Source organism: Streptomyces sp. NPDC058464, from assembly GCF_042721035.1.
Taxonomy (GTDB): domain Bacteria; phylum Actinomycetota; class Actinomycetes; order Streptomycetales; family Streptomycetaceae; genus Streptomyces.
Window position 1 is genome coordinate 12,108 of sequence record NZ_JBHXMA010000012.1, and the last position, 20,606, is coordinate 32,713.

A 20,606-nucleotide genomic window follows, 5' to 3' on the forward strand; every position below is an offset into this window, starting at 1 on the left:
TTCACCCCCGCCCCCCAGTAGAGGCCCACCTGTTAGTGCGCCCTCACCCGCCCCGCCGAGCGCGGCGCCCCCCCCGGGCGTGTACCGGTCGTGCTCCGCCCGGGCCGCGTCGGCGCTACTCCTCTCCTCCTCCAACAGGCGGTTCAGGGCCGCGATCTCGGCCCGAGGTTCCCGCGCGGGCTCGTGCGTCGCCTCCGGTGACTCCTCAGAGACGTCATTCGTGACGTCCGAATCGCCGACCGTGACCTCGACGTCCCCAGGCGCGGCGCTGTCGGCGCCGCCGACCTCTTCCACCTCCCTGGACTTGGTCTCCCCCGCAAGTGCTGTGGGCGCCTCGGCAGTGGCCTCGGCGAGTCGGCCTTCCTCTCTCCTCTCGCCCTCCCCCGTGCTGCCCGCCTCGACCGCGTCGGCGGCGTCGGTCGCCGCGGTGGCCTGGGCAGTTCTGGCTGCTTCTCGGAGTTCGGCGGGGATGGCCGGATGTTCGGCCACGTACTGAGCCCATTCCCGCACGAGTACGTTCGGCTGCTCGCGGGTCCGGGGGTCCTCCAGCAACGCGCAGGCCCGGGAGGCCATCTCCTCGGCGAAGTCCACCCACGGAAGGTCATCCTCCTTGGGCCGCCTCATCAGCACTGTCTTCAGAAGTCCCTTGGCCCTGGTCGCGAGGGGGGCCAACCGCTCTTCCTGATCCTCCTTGGGGTCGGAACCCACGGACAGCGCCTGCTCGAAATGCCCCATGGCAGTGCGCAAGGCGTTCCATGCGTGCTCGCCACCAAGCACCTTGGCTGCCTTGTCGGCCGCGGAGCTCGAAGCGGGCAACGCCACGAGGGGGACAAGCAGCGGCGGCAGATCGAGGGACGACGGAATTTCTGCGGACTTTATTGCAGCCAGGCTGGGTTCGGTGCCGGGAAGAACAATGCGGCTCCTGGCGCGCGCTACCTCGGTGATGTGCTCGACAGCGACCAGTCGGATCTCTTCGGGCACTTGCTCGGGACCGAGCTCCGTCCAGTGCTGCGGCCACCCGGTCACGGGTACGTCGAGCGCGTGTGCTGCGAGCAGTTCGTACGGCGACAACTCATCGAGTCCGGCGGACACAACGTCGGTCAACACCTGTCTGGTGGTGGCCTTCATGCGGGGCTTGTTGGCCAACTCTCGCAGCGCCTCGGAAGCGGACAACTGCCGACGAGAACCACGGGACCCACTTCCGCCGCTGCTCCATCGCACGCCGCCCCTGCCGGCTGGCCGGACATGAGGATGCGCCAGAAGCAATTGACGCACGTGGCCCCACTCGTCGACGAACATGTGCGCTGCGATGCCGAGCTTCGCCGCGTGTTCCCGAAGTGCGGGGATGGTGACCGGCTTCTGCAGTTCACGAATCAGCTCCACCAGCAGTTTCACCGGGTCACTCTCGAAGTCGCTCTGCAAAGCAGCGAGGTCGGTGGCGGCCTTGTACCGGATCGTTCCCGGGACGAGTGTTCTCACCGATTCCGGTACGGGTACGGGCAGGTGCTCGCTCTCACCGCCCTCCCACTCGACGACCACTTCCCTCTCGTCCAGCGAACGAACGGTGCCTACACGACGTACGGCACTGCCGTCACATTGCTCAACCAAAGATCCGATTTCCACAGAGCGAAACCCTATCGGCCGTCACGGCAGTTCCTGCGGGCCTTTGTCCGGCCCCTCCGCAGCGAGCTCCGTGACGAGCTCCTCGACGGCGGCCCGCCACGCGCGTACCTGGGCATGGCTCGGGCCCATCTCGTCGTGGTGGTACTTGCAGCCTGTGCTGAGCCCGCTCCAGAGGGCGTTGGCGCGGCGGGCCAGGTCGGGGCCGGCGTAGTGGCGCAGACAGAGCAGTTTGGCCCGCATGGTGACCCGGCGGAGTCCGGCTTCCTCGGCGCTGAGGACCGCGTCGACGGCCGCTTCCAGGGCGATTCGCAGGGCGTAGGCCGCGCCACGGGCACGGCCGCCAGGGGTCAGCGGACCACCCAGGCCCGCGGTGAGGAGGCTGTCGGCGGTCGTGAGGAGTCCGGCGACGGTGCTGGCGCTCGTGGGGGTGGCGGACATCAGGCGTTCCCCTCCTGCTTGCGGATCCGGTGGGCGAGGTCCTCGACCTTCCTGACGAAGGCGACGGGGTCGGACGGGAGGAACCCGTCGGTGTGGGCGCCCCGCTGGCACTGGCGGATCAGGGTCGCGCTCTCGGGCCCGTACAGAGTACGCAGACGGCTCTTGACGTCGTCGTCGCGGTGGACGAGACCGTCGTCGAAGAGGGCGAGGGACGCGAGCGGGATGAGCCGGTCGGTCTTGTCGATGGTGGCCTGCAGACGGTCGGCGGACTGCCCGGTGCGGTTCCGGCGGAGCCAGGCCGCCTCGACGATCGCCATCGCCAGGGCCTCGCGGCACAGGGACGGCAGGACGTTGCGCAGTGCCGTGTCGGGGCAGCCGGCGGTCCTGGCGAGGGCCATGGCGTCGTCGATGGCCTCCTTGACCGGGTCGGTCTCGGAGGTGACGTTCACCTTGGACTTCTCGCCGCGCTCCACCCGCAGCACGGTCACCGGCAGGCCCTGGCTGCGGAAGGCGTGCGGGAGCCGGGTGTCGTGCGTGAAGACGATGACCTGCCGGTCTCGGCCGAGTTCGTCGAGCACCTGGGCCAGTCCGTCGACCTTCGCCGGGTCCATGGACTGCACGGGGTCGTCGATGACGACGAACCCGAAGGGGCTGTCGGCCGTGGCGGCACAGGGCAGGAACAGGGAGAGGGCGAGCGAGTGCAGTTCGCCCTGGCTCATGACGCTCAGTGCCGGGGCCTCGGTGTCGTCGACGGTGACGTCCATGATCAGCTTGCGCACGTTGGCCCGCTCGCTGCCGTGCATCTTGACGGGCTTCAGGTCGACGCTGCTCTGCCGGCGGAGCTTCTCCCAGATCCGCTGCGTGTGCTCGGCGAAGGCGTCGACGCGCAGGTCGCGGATCTCGGTCGTCAGCTTCCTGATCCAGCCGAGGGCGGCGTTCGTCTCCGTCCTGCGCGGCTTCTCGGCGGCGACCTGCCGGGAGAGCCTCGTCCACTCGGCCAGCAGGTCGACGACCGCACGCCAGCGTTCGTCCATGGCCGCCAGTTCCTCACCCGCCTTCCGGGCCACCGCCTCGCACGCGTCCGTCAGGGTCACCGCGGCCTGGAGCGCACACTCGGCGAGTTCGGCGGGCTCGGTGATCCGCCGGCACTCGCTCCATGTCTGCCACGGCTCGCTGAGCAGGGCCGGGACCTCTCGCGGCGGGAGGATCAGGTCGTGCAGATTCCGCATCGCGGTCCGCAGGCCGGCCTCGGCCTCGCGTACGGCGTCGGCCTCGCGCAGGAGCGCGGCGATCTGCGTCTCGGCGCGAGAGGCCCACTCCCGGCCCAGGACCTCTTCCGTGCCGCACACCGGACAGGCCGTGTCGTCGGCGTGGCGGTCATTGTGCCGCAGGGCTGCCTGGAGCAGCTGGGCCCTGCTGTGGGCGTCGGCGGCCACGGTCCCCTTCAGGTCGTCGACATCGGCGATGGCGTGCCGCAGCGCGTCGACGGCCGCGCCGATCCGGTCGAGGTCGGGACCCTCCGCGGCGGCCTCCAGCCGTGCCTCCCGCAGCCGGCCCTCGTCGGCCGTGGACACACCGGCGATCAGCGCGTCGAGCACTGCGTAGTCGGGACCACCGCCCTTCCCCTCCATCCCCGCCATCGCCACAAGGGCCTTGAGCGCCCGGTCGTCGTGCTCGATGTCCTCCAGGGCCGCGTGGAGCAGCGGCTTCTTCTCCTTCTCGCCGTTCACGGCCGCGTCGAGTTCCTTCTTCACGGCCGTCAGCCGTCGCGCGGCGGCGTTGAGGTGGTCGAGTCCGAGGATCGCGGCGATGTTGTCGTACATCCCGGAGGGCTTGCCGTTGATCAGGTTGCCGAGGTCGACGTACGACAGGAACGGCCGATAGGTCCGCGTCGCCTGCTCCCAGCCGACCTGCTCCAGCGGGACGGTGCCGTGCCCCGGCCGCCTGAGCACGGCCTGCGAATCGGTGAAGGCGTCGCCGGTCCAGGTGCGGGTGAGGGTGCTCGGGGACGGGTCGCCCTCGACGGTCAGCTTGGCCTCGACGGCGGTCTGCTCATCCCGGTGCAGGTTGCGCCAGCGGACGGTGCGGTTCGGGCGCTGCTCGGCGCAATGCGCGTTGGTGCCGGTGAACAGGGTCTCGATGGCCTCGGCAATGCTCGACTTGCCGGAGCCGTTGCGTCCGACGACGAGGGTGACGCCGGGCTTCGGCCGCAGGTTGAGCCGCGCCTCAGAGCCGACGCCGCGGAATCCGGTGACCGTGACCTTCCCCAGGTAGACGGGCCCGGCGACGGGGTGGGACTCCCCCGCGCCGTCTTCGGAGCCGCCGAGGGCCTCGCGGATGCGGCTCTTCACCCCGTCGGTGAGCTTCGGGTCGCCGGCCAGCCGCGCCTCTACGAGCTGGGGCAGCGGCAGGGCGTTGCCGTGGTGCGGGTGCGCGGCCGTGGTCGTGTCTGTTGCGTCCATGTGGTGCCTCCTGTGGTTCCCGTGCTGATGCGGTGGAACCGTAGGAGGAGGACCTGCTGTTGGAGCTTCATCAATCCGATAACCCTGGTTATCAAGTTGATGGGAGTACTTGGCACTCGTCGCCGGAATTGGTGTACTCGGCCCAGACGGTCTTGCCCGGACCGTCCGGGCGTGGGTGCCAGTCCCAGCGGGTCGCGAGGTACGACACCAGGACCAGCCCGCGGCCGGCTTCCTCCTCACCTGCGTCATCTGCCTGGACGGATGTGCGGTGGGTGTGGCCGGGTCGACGGGGGTGGCGTTCGGCGCGGGTGTCGGTGACCTCGACGCGCACGGTACGGCCGTCGGGTGTGGCGTACAGGCGGAGGTGGAAGTCCCGGCCGGGGACGTGTCCGTGCTGCACGGCGTTCACGGTGAGCTCCGCGAGGATCAGCACGATCGCGTCGTGCGGGTCGGTGTCGTACGGGATTCCCCACGCGTCCAGACGGACGGCCGCGAGGCGGCGGGCGAGGCGGGCTCCACGGGGCGTGGAGGTGAAACGCATCTCGAAGGTGCGGTCGGGCGGAGCGGGGGCGAGGGCCGTGCGGTTCGGGGCCGGGGCCGCCTTCAAGGGAGCGCAGGGACTGGCTGGTTGGGTGACACCGGTGGTGTTTGCAGGGACTGCGGGATTCGTCGTCACGCCGACGACAGTGCCCTCGATCGCGTAGCGTGACTAGTGGTGACGCAGCGACAGGGAGCGGCTGTACGCGAGGTGTACGCGCGTGTACGCGCTGCTCGCCGTGACGGCGGCCCGTGCGGGGGCGTTGGGGCAAGGAGGCGGTGAGGGACATGGCGGAACGCGAGGGCGCGGGGGCCGAGGCTGTTCCCGGGGAGCGTGACAACAACGGCGTGGGCGCGGCGGTCGTGAATCTCGGGGACGGGTGGGAGAACGACGACGGAGCCGGGCGGCGGCCGGAGGAGGAGGCCGGGCGGGGCGTGGTCGTCGCGTTCGGGCAGACCATGAAGACGCTGCGGGTACGGGAGGGGCTGGAGCGCGAGGAGTTCGGGCGGCGGATCGGGTACTCGGCGTCCACGGTCGCGTCGTTCGAGCAGGGGCGGCGGATTCCCTCGCCGAGGACGATCGAGCGGGCCGACGAGGTGCTGGGGGCGGGTGGGTTGCTGTGCCTGTGGAAGGAGCAGGTGGAGCGGGCTCAGTATCCGGTGTTCTTTCAGGGGATGGCCGCCTTGGAGAAGGAGGCCATTGAGCTGGTCGCCTACGACACCCTGGTGGTCAAGGGGCTCCTTCAGACCGAGGAGTACATGAGAGCGCTGTTGGGGATGCGACGCCCACCTCTGGATGAGGAGACCATCGAGCAGCGGGTGGCGGCACGACTGGCTCGGCAGGACATCTTCGATCGTCGGCCTGCTCCATTGCTGAGTTTCGTGATGGACGAGTCGGTGTTGCGGCGCTGGTACGGCGGCAAGGAGGTGTTACAGGGGCAATTGGAGCAACTCCTCCTGATCGGACAGAAGCGCAACGTCGAGATCCAGGTCATGCCGCTCCGCTGCGAGGAAAGCGCGGGCGTGGACGGGCCGTTCACGGTTGTCACGCAGAAGGGCGGCAAGAGATTCGTGTACGCCGAGGCCCAAGGAACCAGCACTCTTCTGACCGACCCGGATCAAGCAGCCCTCGCCGCGGCCCGCTATGGGATTATCCGATCCCAGGCTCTCACTCCGCGAGAGTCACTGGTGTTCATCGAAGGGTTGCTGGGAGAGCTATGAATAACGCTGGGTCCTCGACCGTCGCCTCCGGCCTCGCCTGGTTCAAGAGCAGCTACAGCGGAGCCGAGGGCGGCGACTGTGTGGAAGTCGCATCCGGTACGGCAACTGTGCACGTCCGGGACTCCAAGGCCGTCGCCGGCCCCGTCGTCACGGTCTCTCCTGAGGCCTGGGCGGGGTTCGTCAGGGTGGCCTCGTCGGAACCGCGCGTCTGACGCTCGTACGGCCGTTGAGGGCCCTGCCGCTTCCTGTCGGGACGGCAGGGCCCTCGTTGTACCTGTCGTACTGATCCCGAGCGGGGCCTACTGGGTGCCGAGCCAGCCTTCGAACAACATGAGATCTTCGCCCGCAGCGCCCAGCGAGTAAGGACTGTTCTCGTACTGCTCCGAGAGCGCCACTTCATAGACCTTGTACGCCGGTTCCGCCTCCTTGCCGGCAACATCTATGGCCGCGAGTGCCTCAAGCGCTTCCTTGATGTTCCCGTTCTCGGCGCTGGTCACGAGCCTGGGGCAGAGTTCCTCGGCGATGTACTCGCACAGCTCCATGAGATGCCGCCCCGCGCGGGTCGCCCGGTCACGGATGACATCGGTTCGCGCTTCATGGAGGGCATCCTCAAGGTCGGCCTCGTCACCTTCGTCGCCCCAGATCTGCCGTGCGGACGCCTCTCGTTCCTCAAGTTCCCGCTGAGAGTCACGCAGCAGTTCTTCCAGGGTGAGGGTCGGATGCGCCACCTCTTCGGCAGGCAACTCCGGCAGCGTCTCGATCGCTGCCGGATCGGGAAGCGCTGCGCCGTCTCGGAGCGCTTGGAGCAGGAGAGCCTGGCGAAGCACGGGCAGCAGACGGTCGCCGTCGGTGGCCCCGCGAATCTCGTACGTTGCGCGTTGCACAGCCGAGTAGTCGCAGTCCGCGACGTATCCGTCTAGCTCGAATCCGAGCTCAGAGACTGAAGAAGAAATTCGCCGGATCTCGTCGAGCAGTTCCTCGGAGACATCCCAAAGACGGTCGGCGACCTGGCGCGCCTCATCCGCCTCACTTACTTGCCGCTCCAGCTTGGCAACAAGGTCGCTGAGCTCACTCACAGCATTCCCCCTGGTAAGGGGCGGTCCGTGGGACCACTCCGGTTGTGCGACAGGGCTCTCACGTTCAGTCCTCCGGGACCCCGTTCTCGGACCATTCGTTGGCGAAGTGTTCCATCTGACGGAGGACCAGGTCGATGGCCTCCTTCTGCTGGTCCGGCGGGTAGTTGTTGCGGGCCAGTAGGCGCTTGATGGTGCTGCGCAGGCGGGCCCGGACGGACTCGCGGGCGATCCAGTCGGGTTTGAGCTGGCGACGGACCTCGGTGACGAGTTCGCGAGCGATCCCCGCCAGGACCTCGTCACCCATGAGGGAACGGGCCGTGCCGTGATCGGCGACCGCGTCGTAGAAGGCGAGTTCGCGCCAGTTCAGGGGCGGGTCGAACTTCTCGCCGCGACGGGCGTCGGCGGCAACCTCCTTGGCCATCTCGACCAGTTTGGCGATGAGTTCGGCGCTGGTGTACTGCTGGCGCATGTAGCGCACCATCAGGTCCTGGAGGCGCTCGGAAAACGTGGTCTGCCGGACGATGTTGTGCCGGGTGACCTCGCGCATCTTCCGCTCGACGAGCCGCCGCAGCGCCTCGGCCGCCAGGTGCGGGGTGTCGCTCTGCTGGAGCTGGGCGACGAGCGCGTCGGTGAGGTGAGTGAGGTCGGCGGTCTCCAGCCCGGCTTCGGCGAACAGATCCGTCACACCGCCGGTCTCCACCACGGACGACGTCAGTTGGGAGAGGTACAGCTCGACATCGCGGGCGACCGGCAGGCCACGCGCCTCGCGCTCCATGGCGTCTAGCTTGGCCATGTAGGCGCGGACCTCGACGAAGAACTGAATGTGCCGCTTCCACGCCAGCCGGTCCGAGAAACGGTTTCCCACGTCCTTCGAGCTGCCCGCCAGTGCCCAGAAACGTTCCAGGCGGTAGGCGTGATCGCGGAAGCGGCGACCCAGGGTCTGGCGCGGGTCGTCGAGCAGCTCGGGGTTGTTGCCTTTGGTGCGGGGGTCGCGTAGGTAGTTGGCCGTCTTCAGGGCCGCGTCGACGAAGGCCTTGGGGCCGGGCTTGTCGAGCAGAGGCTCCCAGGCGAAGCCGCGCAGGATGCCGGTGAGAACGTCGTACTCATTGCGCAGCTCGTCCAGTGCACGCTCGACGTCCTGGCCGAGGGTGCGGTCGCGCTGGTCGGCCTCGGTGTACTCGGCGATGGCCTTCTGGAGGTTCTCGGTCAGGGGTGCGTAACCGACGAGGAGGCCGTCCTCCTTGCCTCGGAAACGACGGTTGACGCGGGCCAGGGCCTGCATCAGGTTGGCGCCCTTAAGCGGCCGGTCCAGGTACATGGTGTGGATCGGCGGGGCGTCGAAGCCGGTCAGCAGCATGTTGTTGACGATGAGCAGTTCCAGCTCGTCGTCGGGGTCCTTGGCTCGGTTGATGACGGCCTTGCGGCGACTGTCGGTCAGTGCGTGGGCGAGCAGGGCGTCCGAGTCCTTTCGGGAGTTCGAGGAGAAGACGATCTTCATCGCGCCCTTCTCGAACTCGTCGCTGTGCCACTCGGGCCGCAGCTCCCGCAGCGCGTCGTAGACGCGTACGCAGATCTCGCGGGTCGCGCACACCACCATCGCCTTGCCGGGCGCCCCGCCCTCCTCGGAGGCTCCGACGAACGGCCGCATCCGCCCCCGGCGAGCCTCCCAGTGCTCCACCAGGTCGGCCGCGAGGTCCCTTATCCGGGCCGGGGCGCCGTACATCGCGTTCATCGTCGCCACGGCCTGCTCAACGCGGCGGCGCTCGGTGTCGTCGAGGCCGTCGGTGATGCGGTCGGCCTCCTCGTCGATGGTGGTCGGGTCGACATCTCGGTCCAGGACGAGCTGGATCACGCGGCCCTCGTGGTAGACCTTCACAGTCGCGCCATCGTCGGCGGCCCGCTTGAGGTCGTAGACGTCGATGTAGTCGCCGAACACCTCGCGGGTGTTGCGGTCCGCCTCCGAGATCGGCGTACCGGTGAAGGCGAGCAGCGTGGCGTGCGGGAGCGCGTCGCGCAGGTGGCGGGCGAGGCCGTTGAGGTCGTCATAGTGGCTGCGGTGGGCCTCGTCGACGATCACGACGATGTTCCGGCGTTCGGAGAGCATCGGGTGGTCGGTGCCGGACTCCCGCTCCTCCTTGGTCTTGCCGAACTTCTGGAGCGTCGTGAAGAGGATCCCTCCCGTCCTCTTCGCCGCGAGCTCCTCCCGGAGTTCGGCGCGGGTGACGACCTGCTTGGGCGTCTCCGGGAGGATCTCGCTCTCCTGGAACGTCGAGTAGAGCTGGTCGTCGAGGTCCGTACGGTCGGTGACGACCACGACGGTGGGGTTCAGGAGAGCCGGGTCCCGCATCACCAGGGTGGTGGTGAGGACCATCTCCTCCGACTTGCCGGAACCCTGGGTGTGCCAGACGACGCCTGCCTTGCCGTTGCTCGCCGAGGCCGTGCGGACCTCCTCGGCAGCGCGGGTCACGGCGTGGTACTGGTGCGGCTTCGCGATCCGCTTCATCCGCTTCGACGGGACGAAGTTGATGAAGGAGTGGACCAGTTCGAGGAAACGGGACTGAATGAACAGGCCGTGCAGCGCCAGGTTCTGCCCGGACTCCGAGAAACCGTCGGCCGTCAGCGGGTCGACGCGGGCGCCGAACTCGTCCGTGTTCCAGGGGGCGAAGTGCTCGTACGGGGTGAACGGGGTGCCGTACTTCGCGGTGATGCCGTCAGAGAGCAGAACGATGGTGTTGTAGCGGAAGGCTGTGGGGAACTCCTGCACGTACCGCGCCACTTGGGCGTGGGCCGACTGGAGGGTCGCATCCTCGTCGCCGGCGCGCTTCAGTTCCACGACAGCGAGGGGCAGGCCGTTGACGTACAGGACGACGTCGAAACGGCGGTTCTTGTCGCCGTCGATCACCGTGACCTGGTTCAGGGCGCGGTAGGTGTTCGCGTCCGGGTCGTCCAGGTCGAGGAGGCGGATGGTGGGGTTGCGTTCGGCGCCGAAGGAGTCCGTGTAGGTCACGGAGCGTATGCCGGAGGTGAGGAGGCGGTGAGCGGCCCGGTTCTCCTCATACGTGTCCTGGGAGCCGGGCGTGACGGCAGCCGCCATGGCCTCCTGGACGGCGTCCGGGGGGAGGTCCGGGTTCAGGCGCTCGATCGCCTCCTGGAGCTCCGGGTAGAGGATCAGGTCGTCCCAGGACTTCCGATGCCCGGACCCGGGCGCGAACTCGTTACCGGGGGCCGGCAGCCAGGCCAACTCTGCCAACTCGTCGAGGGCCAGCAGCTCCCAGTCGGCTTCGGTGGGGCGGCGGTGGGTTCTGTCGTCGGGCTCGTTTCCGTCGTGGTGCGTCGTCATGTGGCGTCCTCGACAATCTTCTCGGCGTCCTTGACGCGGAGGCGGCCGGACATCAGTTGAGGGAGGAGGGTGTCGCGGAGGGTGGCGAGGGCCAAGGACTCGCGTTCCGCGAGCAAGGCCCTGTCCCAGAGAGGACCGATCTGGCTGTCCAGCAAGGCCAGCTCTTCGGTGACGGGCACGCTGACGGGCTCATCCAGGTGTTTACGTTGGATGTGTCCCATCGTGGTCGCCTTGTCTGCGGCGATAGCGCGGAACCCGTCGATCTTCCTTTGTACAAGCTGACTCACGAGCCAGTGCGGGTACCCATTCTTGGGAACGCACTTGAAGATATGTTGGTTGATGATCGCCTCGGGGCGGAACCAACGGGTCACGATCAACGAACCCGACCAAGCGAAGAGAACGTCACCAGGTCGCGCCAAGTGCATGTCTGGCACCTCGATGTCGTTGTACACGGTGGAGCTTCCGGGACCACTATTGATGTCCGCGATCCGAACAACCATGCGACCAGTTCCGGTGGCACCCTTGGTGAATGCGCGACCATTGATGAATTCTGCGGCTCCTGACAGGGCAAGTTCGATGAACCTATCCGGACGCGCAAGCATGGAGTAGCGGAAGAGTTCGCCGGACAGTTCGTCAGCCGTGGTTGCAATGCGCCCGCTAAAGGCGATCTTGTCATCCAGCGCCCCGAGCACCTCAACGATTGCTGCACGTTCCTCTTGCGACGGTAGGGCCACTGGGAGAAGGCGCACATCCTTGAGATTCAGCGTGGCCTGAACCGTCGTATTTAGACGCTCATGGATATACTGTTGCGCACCTTCAGATTCGAGGAAATATTGAAGCCACCGAGGTGAAACGATCGGGAGCGGACGCAACACGCCAATTGCTCTAGCTACGTTCCATCCAGCAAGCTGAGGCGGCACAACTGCCACTTGCCCAGTGGAGCCAACCAGCGTAAGAAGGAGCTCACCTCCCCGGAGACGTGTCCGTACGTACTTGGATTCAATGTCAGATGACACAAGAAGGGGGTCGCTAACGTCCACTTTGCCATTCCGTACGTCCTTGACACGTACGATTGGCACGCCGACTTCCTGACCCACCCCCGGCTGCACAATCCCATATGAAACGCTCGCACTTAGCAGCGTTTCAAGAGGCACCTGCTCCCACTCAGACATCAACCCTCCCCAACTGCGCACGCACCGTCTTCTCTACCTCCGCCGACTTGCCGAACAACTCGTACAGTTCATCGGTCAGTTTGTTGATCCGCTCGGCAACAGCCTCTGCATCTTCTTCCTCCGCCTCAACGGCCCCCACGTACCGCCCCGGCGTCAGCACGTACCCCTGCTCCCGCACCTTCTCCCGAGCGGCCGAGTAGCAGAAGCCCGGCACGTCCTCGTACGTCAGCCCAGCCTCCCGGGCCGACGCCGTGCCGCGCCACGCGTGATAGGCATCGGTAATCCTCTTCAGGTCTGTCTCCACGAAAACGCGTTCCGTGCGGTCGACCATCTCGCCCATCCCCCGGGCGTCGATGAACAGGATCTCGCCCCGCCGGTCGTCCAACCGCCGGGCGCCTTGGGGTGTCTTGTCTTTGGACAGGAACCACAGGCACGCCGGGATCTGCGTCGTGCGGAAGAGCTGCGAAGGCAGCGCCACCATGCACGCCACCAGGTCTGCCTCAATCAGCGCCTGCCTGATCTCGCCTTCTCCACTGGACTGGGAGCCCATCGACCCGTTGGCCAGAACGATGCCCGCCGTACCCCTCTCCCCCAGCTTCGAGATCATGTGCTGGAGCCACGCATAGTTCGCGTTGTTCCTCGGCGGGACCCCGTACTTCCAGCGCGGGTCGGTCTCGTCCCTCGCCCAGTCCTTGATGTTGAAGGGCGGGTTGGCCATCACGAAGTCGGCCTTGAGGTCCGCGTGCTTGTCGTCGGCGAAGGTGTCGCCCCAGCGGGCGGCGAGGTTACCGTCGATGCCGTGGATGGCCAGGTTCATCTTGGCGAGCCGCCAGGTGCGCTCGTTCAGCTCCTGGCCGTAGACCGCGATGTCGGCCTTGTGACCTCGGCCCCGATGTGCCTGGATGAACTTGCTGGCCTGGACGAACATGCCGCCCGAACCGCACGCCGGGTCGTAGACCCGCCCCTCGTACGGTTCGAGGATCTCGACGATCAGCCGGACAACAGAACTCGGCGTGTAGAACTCGCCGCCCCGCTTGCCCTCCGCACGCGCGAAGTTGCCGAGGAAGTACTCGTACACCTCGCCCAGCAGGTCCTGCGCCGGCTTGTCCCCGCTGCCGCCGAAGCGGGCGTCGCTGATGAGGTCGACGAGTTCGCCGAGGCGCTTCTGGTCGACGCGGTCCTGGTTGAAGATCTTGGGGAGGACACCCGTGAGGGAGGCGTTCTCCCGCATGATGGCGTCCATCGCCTCGTCGAGGAGCTTGCCGACGCCCTGGGCCTTCGCGTGCGTGGCGATCCAGGACCAGCGGGCGGTCTCCGGGACCCAGAAGACGTGCGCGCCGGTGTACTCGTCGCGGTCCTCCAGGAAGTCGTCGAGGCGGTCCTCGGCGATGCCCTCCTCCATGAGTTCCTTGGAGAGTTCGGTGCGGCGCTCGTCGAAGGCGTCGGAGACGTACTTCAGGAAGATCAGGCCGAGGACGAACTCCTTGTACTGGGCGGCGTCGATGGAGCCGCGCAGTTTGTCGGCCGCCTTCCAGAGGATGTCCTGGATCTCCTTGGCGGTGGAGGCGCTGAACAGCTCCGCCTGGTCGGTGGGCTTCTTCTGGCGTGGAGGCATCGGGTGAGCCGTCTCCTTCAGTGGGTGTCGATATCAGCGGTGGTGCGCGGGAGGTGCTGCATGGTGAGCGTGCCGTCGGCCATGCCGGCCGCCATCACGCGGGTCAGGTCGTCGATCGCGGCGGTCTGTTCGCGCAGCAGCGCCGCCCGGTTTTCGATCTCGGTGAGGACCACCTCGTAGAGGTCGGCCTCGGCGCGGCTCAGGTCGGGGACGACCAAGTCCTCGATACGGCGGGACGCGCGCACGGCGCCGCTGGTGCGGGCGTGCTCGGCGGCGGCCGCGCGCAGCAGCGCGGCAAGCACCCGGGGTCGTACGGGCGGGTCCGCGTCGGGATGGACACGCAGGATGCGGGCCGGGGCCGCGACCAGGGAGACGCCCTCCGTGTCGACGTACACCCCGAACCGCGGGTTGGCGGTGACGACAAGATCCCCCGGTTCGGTGAACTGGGCGTGCCCATAAGCCGTGAGGAAGATGCCTCGGTCCATGCGGCGACCGCCGATGCGAGCCGTGCCCAGGATCTCCTCGGGGGTGAGGACCGGGTAGTGGCCCTCGGGGGTGAGGTGTTCGGGGGCGAAGCGGTGGCCGGGGCGGCGGCGCAGGCGTCGGGTGCGCAGGAGGCGGGCGACGGACGTACGGAGCACTGGCTGGTTCCCGGGGCGCAGTTCCGCCTGGGCTGGCAGCCGGAGTTCGCCCGTACGCGAACGCTCCTGAAGGTCGCTCAGGTGGCGTGCCAGGTCGGAGATGACCGCCGGGCGTTCGACGACCGTCCGGGTGTGGCGGGACGCGAGCGTGCGGTGCTGGGGAGTGAACGCGGCGCCGGGGCGGTCGTCGAGGTGGGTGCCGAGGACGATGGCGGCGTGGCGCGGTTCGTGACGCGGGTCGGGCGTCCACCCCGAAGCACGCCAGATGGCGAGGTCCTCGGCGAGGGTGTCGAGGACGGGGTCGGTGAGCGGCTGGGCCGAGTAGTCGGTGAGGAGGACCAGGCCGGTGCGCTGGTCCTCGGGGACGCGGACGAGGACCCAGACCGCCGTGCGGTAGCCGGGGCGATAGGCGTAGGCGCCGTCGGGCAGGCTGATCGCGGCCTTGAGGAGGCCGGGCTTCAGGAAGGAGCGGCGCAGGCGGTCGGCGTCGCTGTGCCGGGTGAGCGGGCCGGTGAGGACGTCGGCGGGGCCGAGGACGACGGCGGTGGAACCGGTGTCGAGGTAGTCGGTGAGGGCGGCGACCTGGTCCAGGACGGTCTTCGGGTCGCGGGTCTCGGCGGCCTCGTAGGGGAGCGCGCAGACGAGAAGGTTCGGGTCGCCCCATTCGTCGGCGGTCAGTTCCTCGCCGCCGGCGACGTCGAGCCGGAACTCGTACACCCCGCGGACCAGCATTCGCCGTCGTACGAGACGGGCACGGGCCGGGTCGGGATCGGCGGCCAGGTAGACGTGGGCGGAGTCCTCGGCGGCGTGGTCGTGGAGAGCGGCCAGGAGGTCGCCGGTGCGGGCGTGCGGGACGGCAATCACCGAGCCCTCGTCGAGGGTCTGGACACCGGAGAGGGCGGCGACGGCGCGGACCACGGCCGGGGCGGGTTCGTCGGCGGCGAGGTCGCCGGAGCCGAGGCGGGGGCGGGTCTGGAGGACCCAGTCGAAGGCCTCGGCGGGGTTGTAGGCGGCGTCGATCAGTTCGTCGGCGAGTTCGGCGAGGGCCGGGCCGGTGCGGTCCGGGTCGGGCAGCGCGCGCAGTTCGGAAAGGAGGAAGCGGTCGTCGGGGTCGAGGTCGGCGGCCCGGTCCAGGACGGTGTCCCAGGGGCGGCCGTCGGCCACGGGCGCGTCGAGCTGCTGGTGCAGGCAGAGCAGGGAGGTCAGCGCGCCGATCAGGACGGACGCGGGCAGGGCCGGGGTGCGCCAGGCGGCCAGGGTGTGCAGGGCGAGCTCGGCACGCAGCCGACGGGCGTCGGTGTTGCCTCGGCCAGTCGAAGCAAGCCAGTCGACGACGGCACGGGCGTCGAACAGCGGGCGTCCGTCCTCGTGTGCGACAGGGGCGGGGAAGTCGGGGTGGCGGCGGGCCCACGTGGTGGGGACCGGACGCTTGACCTGGGCGAGGGCGGCGATCTCGGCGTAGGTGATCCGCCAGGCCGGCGTTTCGGGCAGGATGGGGGGCGCCTTCGAGGCCGTGTGCGTCGCCATTGGATGCGTTCCCCCTCTCCCCTCGGTCCGTTGAGGCCGACGTCCTCGCCTTCGCGGTGCGCGGTCCGCCCTCTTCGGCGGGGCAGGCGTCAGCAATCTACCGCCATCGCGAGGAGTCATGCACAGCCCGCCTGATAATACGGGTTATCAGCGGTGTTCAATTCTGGAACGCGGAGTGGCAGGCACCTTTGGGTGACCAAGTGCCACGACGCCGACCGGAGGATCACCGCGATGAGCCACACGCCCTCGATTCCGCCCAGCAACCCGCAGTTCCCCGGCACCAACAGTTCACCGGGTGGGCCGGGTGGGCCCGGGAACGCCGTGCCGCCCTTCCCGCCGGCCGGTGGCGGACAGCCCGCCTTCGGGCATCCGGCGAGACCGGCGCCGTCGCGCCGCAAGGCGTGGCTCACCCACGGCGCGACCGCGTTCGTCGCGCTCATGATCGGCGTCGGCATCGGCGGCAACGGCGACTCCGGTGGTACGGACGGCTCCGCCGCTCCCGCCCCGGCGGTCACCGTCACCAAAACCGCGGCCGCCCCGGGTGGCGATGAGCCTGAGCCCGCCGTGACCGTCACCGAGAAGGTCACGGTCACGCCCAAGCCGACGAAGAAGCCCGGAGCCGCCACCACGGTGGAGGGCGACGGCCAGTACCTCGTCGGTGAGGATATGCAGGCCGGCACCTACAAGACCGCCGGGCCCGACAAGACCGGCTTCGTCGACAACTGCTACTGGGCCCGCACCAAGGACGCCTCCGGAGAGTTCGACGCGATCATCGCCAACGAAAACCTCCAGGGCCAGGGCCGCGTGACGGTCAACAAGGGCGAGTACTTCGAGACGACCGGCTGCCAGAAATGGACCAAGGTCGGCTGACCGGCCGCCGCACACGCCGCCGCGCTCGTGGGGGGACGCGGCTGCCCGGGGGCGGGCGGTCGGCCAATAGCCGACCGCCCGCCAGGGACGACGACATCGCACCGGACTCGAAGTTCTCCACGGGCGAGGTATCCCATTGCGGCGGACTCGCCCAGACCGAGGACGACGCGCGCGGTGGCCCCCGTTCGCCCTCGGCGACCGAGCGGCCAACCCACTCGGGACGGCCTCTCCGTGTCTTCCCCGCACATCCCCACCTTTTTCGGAAACTTGCCAGTACCACACCCACATGTCAGGGCATCGTGGACCCAGCGATCACAGTCGAAATGGAGAAGCTCGATGAGCAGTTACGCCGGCCCACTCGTCGACGGTCCCACCCCGATGAGCGCGTACGAGGAGCAGGTATGGGACACGCTCAACGAGCACTGGCAGCGCCGTAACAACCGCCGTGGTCTGCCGAACTGGGCAAGCACCGCCCTCGCTCGCACCGGTGAGGTCACGGGAAACGCCGTGAGACGGGTTACGGACGCCGTACCGGATGCAGTCACGGAACCGATCCGTCGCGCAGGCGACGCGGTCGCCGACAAGGCCCTGCAACCGGCGCTCGCAGGCGCGGCAGCGTTGCTGGAACTGGTCAACGACTTGGCCATGGATCTCAACGACCCGGAGAATGTCGAGAAGCTCGCCCGCAAGCGAGGCCTCGAAATCGGCAGTTTCACCGAACTGCAGCAGCAGGACCTCAAGGTCTGCGACCGGCTGCTGACCCGCAACACCCTCAAGTGGCGGACCACCGGCGCGCTCGAAGGCGGCGCCATGGGCTTGCTGGCCATGGTCCCCGTCGCCGGCATCCCCGCCGCGATGACAGCGGACATCCTCGTCGTCCAGGTCCTGAGCACCTCGATAGCAGCGCGCACCGCGTACTCCTACGGCTACGACGCGAAAGACCCCAAGGAGCAGGACTTCATCCAACGTCTGGTGCAGCGGTCCTTCATGGCACAGGCGGCCAAAGCCCAGCCGTTGCGTGACACCGCACGGGCGTATGACGCGGTCAAGGGACGAGTACGCTGGTCGCAGAAGCTCCGCCAGGACCACCGCCTCGTGGCCACCCTTGAGAAGTTGATGCAGCAGCTGGGCCCGGCCGGCTCCAGGGTGCCGGTCAAGAACGTCGCCAAGGTCGTGCCGTTCGTGGGCGTCCTCATCGGTGCGGGCATGAATTCCGCGGTCCTCGGCAGGGTGGCCTCCGACGCCCAGCGGTACAGCCAGACCCGATTCCTGTGCGACAAGTACGGGCTGCCACTGCCGACCGCGCTGGCGAGCGACGAGGACGACTCCCCCCAGACCGACGCCACGTAAGTGACGGCCAGTGGGTCCACGATGCGGCCTCGACGGGTCCCCGCGCGGTGGCAGCACCCGCGCCCCGTCAGGTCTTGCCGCCTTCTTCAGCACTCCCGACGGCCGGAACCCCGCCAGTGTCTGGAGGGCGCATCCTCTGACCGCGAGCGGTCAAGTACTCGACACCGGCAGCACGTCCGGTGACAGGGCCACAGCCCTGGCCGACGCCGCCGTCATCCGGCGCCGGTGATGGCGGCGGCACAAGACCTCGTAGCCGATGGTGTCCGCCTGGTTGACGTCGCCCACGACGACCTGCGCGCCCTCGACGACCATGACGCCGTCGACCGTGCGGGCGTTGTGGGTGGCACGGGCGCCGCACCAGCACAGGGCCTCCACCTGGAGCACCTCGACCCGGTCGGCCAGCTCCACCAGCCGCTGGGAGCCGGGGAACAGCTTGGAACGGAAGTCGGTGGTGATGCCGAACGCGTAGACGTCCAGGCCCAGGTCGTCGACCACGCGCGCGAGCTGGTCGATCTGCTCCGGCGCCAGGAACTGCGCCTCGTCGGCGATGACGTAGTCCGCGCGGCCGCCCTGCGAGAGGTGGTCAACCAGGTAGGCGTACAGGTCCTGGCCGTCCTCGACCTCCACGGCGTCCGTGACCAGGCCGAGGCGGGAGGAGAGCTTGCCGTGGCCCGCGCGGTCGTCGCGGCTGAAGATCATCCCGACGAGACCGCGCGCCGACCGGTTGTGCGTGATCTGCAGAGCCAGCGTCGACTTCCCGCAGTCCATCGTTCCGGAGAAGAACACCAGCTCGGGCATGGGGAATTGAACACCTTTCGGGAATGGTGGGATCGGGGGTGCTAGGAGCGTACTTCGAGCAGCGGGACGAGCTGCTCCGCGGGGGTCATCGAGCCGTGGTTGCCGACCATCGCCGACTCCTTGGGCTCCCGCTCGGAGGCGATGATCAGGACGTCGTCGTGCGCGGCCGCGACGACGTCGCCGATCCGCTCGTACACCCGCTCGTCGAACCGGGCCGACGGACCGAACCAGCCGGCCGCGATCGCCTCGTCCCGGGAGGCCACCCAGAACTGCTCGCCGAGCACCTCGCGCCAGCAGGTCAGGACGTCGTTCTGGGCACCGGGCACCGCGTAGACGTGCCGGGCCCGGCCCTCGCCGCCGAGCAGGGCGACGCCCGCCTTCAGCTCCCAGTCCTCGTCGAAGTCGATGCGGTGCTGCTCGTCGAACGGGATGTCGACCATGCCGTGGTCGGCGGTGACGTACAGCGCGCTGCGCGGCGGGAGCTGCTCGGCGAGGCGCTGGACGAGCCGGTCGACGTGCATCAGCTGGCCGCGCCAGGTGTCGGAGTCCACGCCGTAGCGGTGCCCGGCGCCGTCCAGTTCGGCGTAGTACGTGTACACCAGGGAGCGGTCTCCGGCGGCGAGTTGCTCCGCCGCCAGGTCCATGCGCTCCTCGCCGGTCAGCCGCCCGTGAAACGTTCCGCCGCTGAGCGCGACCTTGGTGAGCGGGGTGTGCTCGAAGTGCGGGGAGGACACCTGCGCGGAGTGCACCCCGGCGTCCTGGGCGAGCTGGAAGACCGTGGGGTACGGCTGCCAGGCGACCGGGTCGGTCCAGGGCTGCCAGCGCAGCTGGTTCATCAGCTCCCGGGTCTGCGGATTGCGGACCGTGTAGCCGGGCAGGCCGTGGGCGCCGGGCGGCAGGCCGGTGCCGACGGAGGCGAGGGAGGTCGCGGTGGTGGCCGGGTAGCCGGCGGTGATCGGCCGTCCGGTGCCGCCGCGCGAGCTGCCGAGCAGGGCGGTGAGGTAGGGCGCCTCGTCCGGGTGGGCCTTGATCTGCTCCCAGCCGAGCCCGTCGATCAGGAAGACGCAGTTGCGGTCCGCGGGCGTCAGCTCCGTGATCGACGCGGTCATGCCGGGTACGGCCATGCCCGCGGCCAGGGTGGGCAGCAGGTCGGCGAGGGAGCCGCTGCCGTACTCGGGGAGCGGCGCGGAGTCGAGGGCGAGGGGTTCCGGATGGTCCCAGGCGGCGTACGCCATCAGCGGGTGACGTCCGCGGTCGCTTCGGAGATGGCCTGGGCGAAGGCGAGCGCCTGGCGCACCGTCTCCGGGCCGTCCCCGGCCTCGCTGACCCGCAGGCTGAGGTCGTCCGCCGTGGAGTTGCCGGTGTAGCCGTGGTCGGCCTCGCAGTTGGGGTCGCCGCAGGCGGCGGGCTCCAGGTCGATGCGGGAGACGGCGCCCCAGCCGATGGTCAGCACGATCTCACGGGGCAGGGTGCCCGGCGTGTACTGCTCCGGGTTGGCCACGACCCGGCTGACCACGACCGACGAGATCCGGCCGAGCTTGACCGACTCGGTCGAGGTGGTGGCGTACGGCGTCGGGGAGGTGGTGTCGGCGGCCTGCTCGTCGGTGTGGCTGACGATGAAGCGGTTGCCGGTGAGGACGAGCACGGTCACATGCCGCCGCACCTCGTTCTGGTCGAACGTCGTCTCCTGGTGGACCAGGTACGACCGGATCGGCTCACCACCGATGGCGGCCTCCACCGCCTCGGCCACGAGGGCCGGGTAGTAGCCGCTGCGCTCGATCGCGACGCGCAGCCCCTGGGTCGTCGTACTGGTCTTGGCCATGGCGTCCATCTTAATCCGTGGGCAAGGGGACCCGGGCCAGTCGCGCGCGGCGGCGTCCGACGCCGCCGCCGTCACGCGCGGCCGCGTCGAACACCGCCGAGGGGTGCGGGCGTT

Annotated in this window: 16 protein-coding genes; 4 read left to right on the forward strand and 12 right to left on the reverse strand. The window is 68.7% G+C overall.

The features are described from left to right. The 4 genes from ACFWPQ_RS17815 to ACFWPQ_RS17830 all read right to left on the reverse strand — a co-directional run. On the reverse strand, positions 1 to 1,539 hold a 1,539-nt coding region (locus ACFWPQ_RS17815), incomplete at its 3' end, for a hypothetical protein (protein WP_384034979.1). 105 nt (positions 1,540 to 1,644) lie between these two features. Beyond that, a complete protein-coding gene (locus ACFWPQ_RS17820) occupies positions 1,645 to 2,061 on the reverse strand; it encodes a hypothetical protein (protein WP_384034982.1) in 417 nt (138 codons plus the stop codon). Further along, positions 2,061 to 4,523, reverse strand: a complete 2,463-nt coding sequence (locus tag ACFWPQ_RS17825; RefSeq protein WP_384034985.1) for an AAA family ATPase — start codon at positions 4,521 to 4,523, stop codon at positions 2,061 to 2,063. The genes ACFWPQ_RS17820 and ACFWPQ_RS17825 overlap by 1 nt, the downstream gene beginning before the upstream one ends. A gap of 91 nt (positions 4,524 to 4,614) precedes the next feature. Next, on the reverse strand, positions 4,615 to 5,130 hold the full coding sequence (locus tag ACFWPQ_RS17830) for an ATP-binding protein (RefSeq protein WP_384034989.1): 516 nt from the start codon (positions 5,128 to 5,130) through the stop codon (positions 4,615 to 4,617). 218 nt (positions 5,131 to 5,348) lie between these two features. Between ACFWPQ_RS17830 and ACFWPQ_RS17835 the strand changes: the two genes are divergently transcribed. Both ACFWPQ_RS17835 and ACFWPQ_RS17840 read left to right on the forward strand, forming a co-directional pair. After that, complete coding sequence (locus tag ACFWPQ_RS17835) at positions 5,349 to 6,281, forward strand: helix-turn-helix domain-containing protein (protein WP_384034991.1); 933 nt, start codon at positions 5,349 to 5,351, stop codon at positions 6,279 to 6,281. Next, positions 6,278 to 6,493 (forward strand): DUF397 domain-containing protein, encoded by a 216-nt coding sequence (locus ACFWPQ_RS17840; protein ID WP_384034994.1) that lies wholly within the window; start codon positions 6,278 to 6,280, stop codon positions 6,491 to 6,493. The genes ACFWPQ_RS17835 and ACFWPQ_RS17840 overlap by 4 nt, the downstream gene beginning before the upstream one ends. A gap of 87 nt (positions 6,494 to 6,580) precedes the next feature. Here the strand turns inward: ACFWPQ_RS17840 and ACFWPQ_RS17845 are convergent, their stop codons facing one another. The 5 genes from ACFWPQ_RS17845 to ACFWPQ_RS17865 all read right to left on the reverse strand — a co-directional run bounded on the left by ACFWPQ_RS17845 (position 6,581) and on the right by ACFWPQ_RS17865 (position 15,652). Continuing rightward, entirely contained in the window at positions 6,581 to 7,357 is a 777-nt protein-coding gene (locus ACFWPQ_RS17845) for a hypothetical protein (protein WP_384034996.1), read from the reverse strand. A gap of 64 nt (positions 7,358 to 7,421) precedes the next feature. After that, positions 7,422 to 10,697: a type I restriction endonuclease subunit R gene (locus ACFWPQ_RS17850; protein ID WP_384034999.1), complete on the reverse strand. Its 3,276-nt coding sequence runs from the start codon at positions 10,695 to 10,697 to the stop codon at positions 7,422 to 7,424. Next, entirely contained in the window at positions 10,694 to 11,869 is a 1,176-nt protein-coding gene (locus tag ACFWPQ_RS17855; RefSeq protein ID WP_384035002.1) for a restriction endonuclease subunit S, read from the reverse strand. Before ACFWPQ_RS17855 ends, ACFWPQ_RS17850 begins: the two co-directional genes overlap by 4 nt. Next, positions 11,862 to 13,484, reverse strand: a complete 1,623-nt coding sequence (locus ACFWPQ_RS17860; RefSeq protein WP_384035005.1) for a type I restriction-modification system subunit M — start codon at positions 13,482 to 13,484, stop codon at positions 11,862 to 11,864. Before ACFWPQ_RS17860 ends, ACFWPQ_RS17855 begins: the two co-directional genes overlap by 8 nt. A gap of 17 nt (positions 13,485 to 13,501) precedes the next feature. Further along, the gene (locus tag ACFWPQ_RS17865) at positions 13,502 to 15,652 is read right to left on the reverse strand and encodes a hypothetical protein (RefSeq protein WP_384035007.1); all 2,151 of its coding nucleotides are present in this window, start codon (positions 15,650 to 15,652) and stop codon (positions 13,502 to 13,504) included. 231 nt (positions 15,653 to 15,883) lie between these two features. Here ACFWPQ_RS17865 and ACFWPQ_RS17870 point away from each other — a divergent pair, with 231 nt between their 5' ends. Next, positions 15,884 to 16,522 (forward strand): hypothetical protein, encoded by a 639-nt coding sequence (locus ACFWPQ_RS17870; RefSeq protein ID WP_384035009.1) that lies wholly within the window; start codon positions 15,884 to 15,886, stop codon positions 16,520 to 16,522. A 336-nt stretch (positions 16,523 to 16,858) separates the two neighbouring features. After that, on the forward strand, positions 16,859 to 17,872 hold the full coding sequence (locus ACFWPQ_RS17875; protein WP_384035012.1) for an EcsC family protein: 1,014 nt from the start codon (positions 16,859 to 16,861) through the stop codon (positions 17,870 to 17,872). Between the two features lie 150 nt (positions 17,873 to 18,022). Here ACFWPQ_RS17875 and ACFWPQ_RS17880 read toward each other — a convergent pair whose 3' ends face one another. The 3 genes from ACFWPQ_RS17880 to ACFWPQ_RS17890 are packed head-to-tail and all read right to left on the reverse strand — an operon-like array spanning position 18,023 to position 20,492. Continuing rightward, entirely contained in the window at positions 18,023 to 18,670 is a 648-nt protein-coding gene (locus ACFWPQ_RS17880) for a thymidine kinase (protein WP_384035014.1), read from the reverse strand. 41 nt (positions 18,671 to 18,711) lie between these two features. Next, entirely contained in the window at positions 18,712 to 19,905 is a 1,194-nt protein-coding gene (locus ACFWPQ_RS17885; protein ID WP_384035017.1) for an alkaline phosphatase family protein, read from the reverse strand. Further along, complete coding sequence (locus ACFWPQ_RS17890; protein ID WP_361303777.1) at positions 19,905 to 20,492, reverse strand: DUF5998 family protein; 588 nt, start codon at positions 20,490 to 20,492, stop codon at positions 19,905 to 19,907. Before ACFWPQ_RS17890 ends, ACFWPQ_RS17885 begins: the two co-directional genes overlap by 1 nt. Between the last annotated feature and the right edge of the window lie 114 nt (positions 20,493 to 20,606).

Coding starts and splice junctions, on each gene's coding strand:
- ACFWPQ_RS17835 (WP_384034991.1), top strand. CDS start 5,349: ATGGCGGAACGCGAGGGCGCGGGGGCCGAGGCTGTTCCCGGGGAGCGT.
- ACFWPQ_RS17875 (WP_384035012.1), top strand. CDS start 16,859: ATGAGCAGTTACGCCGGCCCACTCGTCGACGGTCCCACCCCGATGAGC.
- ACFWPQ_RS17860 (WP_384035005.1), bottom strand. CDS start 13,484: ATGCCTCCACGCCAGAAGAAGCCCACCGACCAGGCGGAGCTGTTCAGC.
- ACFWPQ_RS17855 (WP_384035002.1), bottom strand. CDS start 11,869: ATGTCTGAGTGGGAGCAGGTGCCTCTTGAAACGCTGCTAAGTGCGAGC.
- ACFWPQ_RS17885 (WP_384035017.1), bottom strand. CDS start 19,905: ATGGCGTACGCCGCCTGGGACCATCCGGAACCCCTCGCCCTCGACTCC.
- ACFWPQ_RS17890 (WP_361303777.1), bottom strand. CDS start 20,492: ATGGCCAAGACCAGTACGACGACCCAGGGGCTGCGCGTCGCGATCGAG.
- ACFWPQ_RS17825 (WP_384034985.1), bottom strand. CDS start 4,523: ATGGACGCAACAGACACGACCACGGCCGCGCACCCGCACCACGGCAAC.
- ACFWPQ_RS17865 (WP_384035007.1), bottom strand. CDS start 15,652: ATGGCGACGCACACGGCCTCGAAGGCGCCCCCCATCCTGCCCGAAACG.
- ACFWPQ_RS17840 (WP_384034994.1), top strand. CDS start 6,278: ATGAATAACGCTGGGTCCTCGACCGTCGCCTCCGGCCTCGCCTGGTTC.
- ACFWPQ_RS17880 (WP_384035014.1), bottom strand. CDS start 18,670: ATGCCCGAGCTGGTGTTCTTCTCCGGAACGATGGACTGCGGGAAGTCG.
- ACFWPQ_RS17850 (WP_384034999.1), bottom strand. CDS start 10,697: ATGACGACGCACCACGACGGAAACGAGCCCGACGACAGAACCCACCGC.
- ACFWPQ_RS17870 (WP_384035009.1), top strand. CDS start 15,884: ATGAGCCACACGCCCTCGATTCCGCCCAGCAACCCGCAGTTCCCCGGC.
- ACFWPQ_RS17820 (WP_384034982.1), bottom strand. CDS start 2,061: ATGTCCGCCACCCCCACGAGCGCCAGCACCGTCGCCGGACTCCTCACG.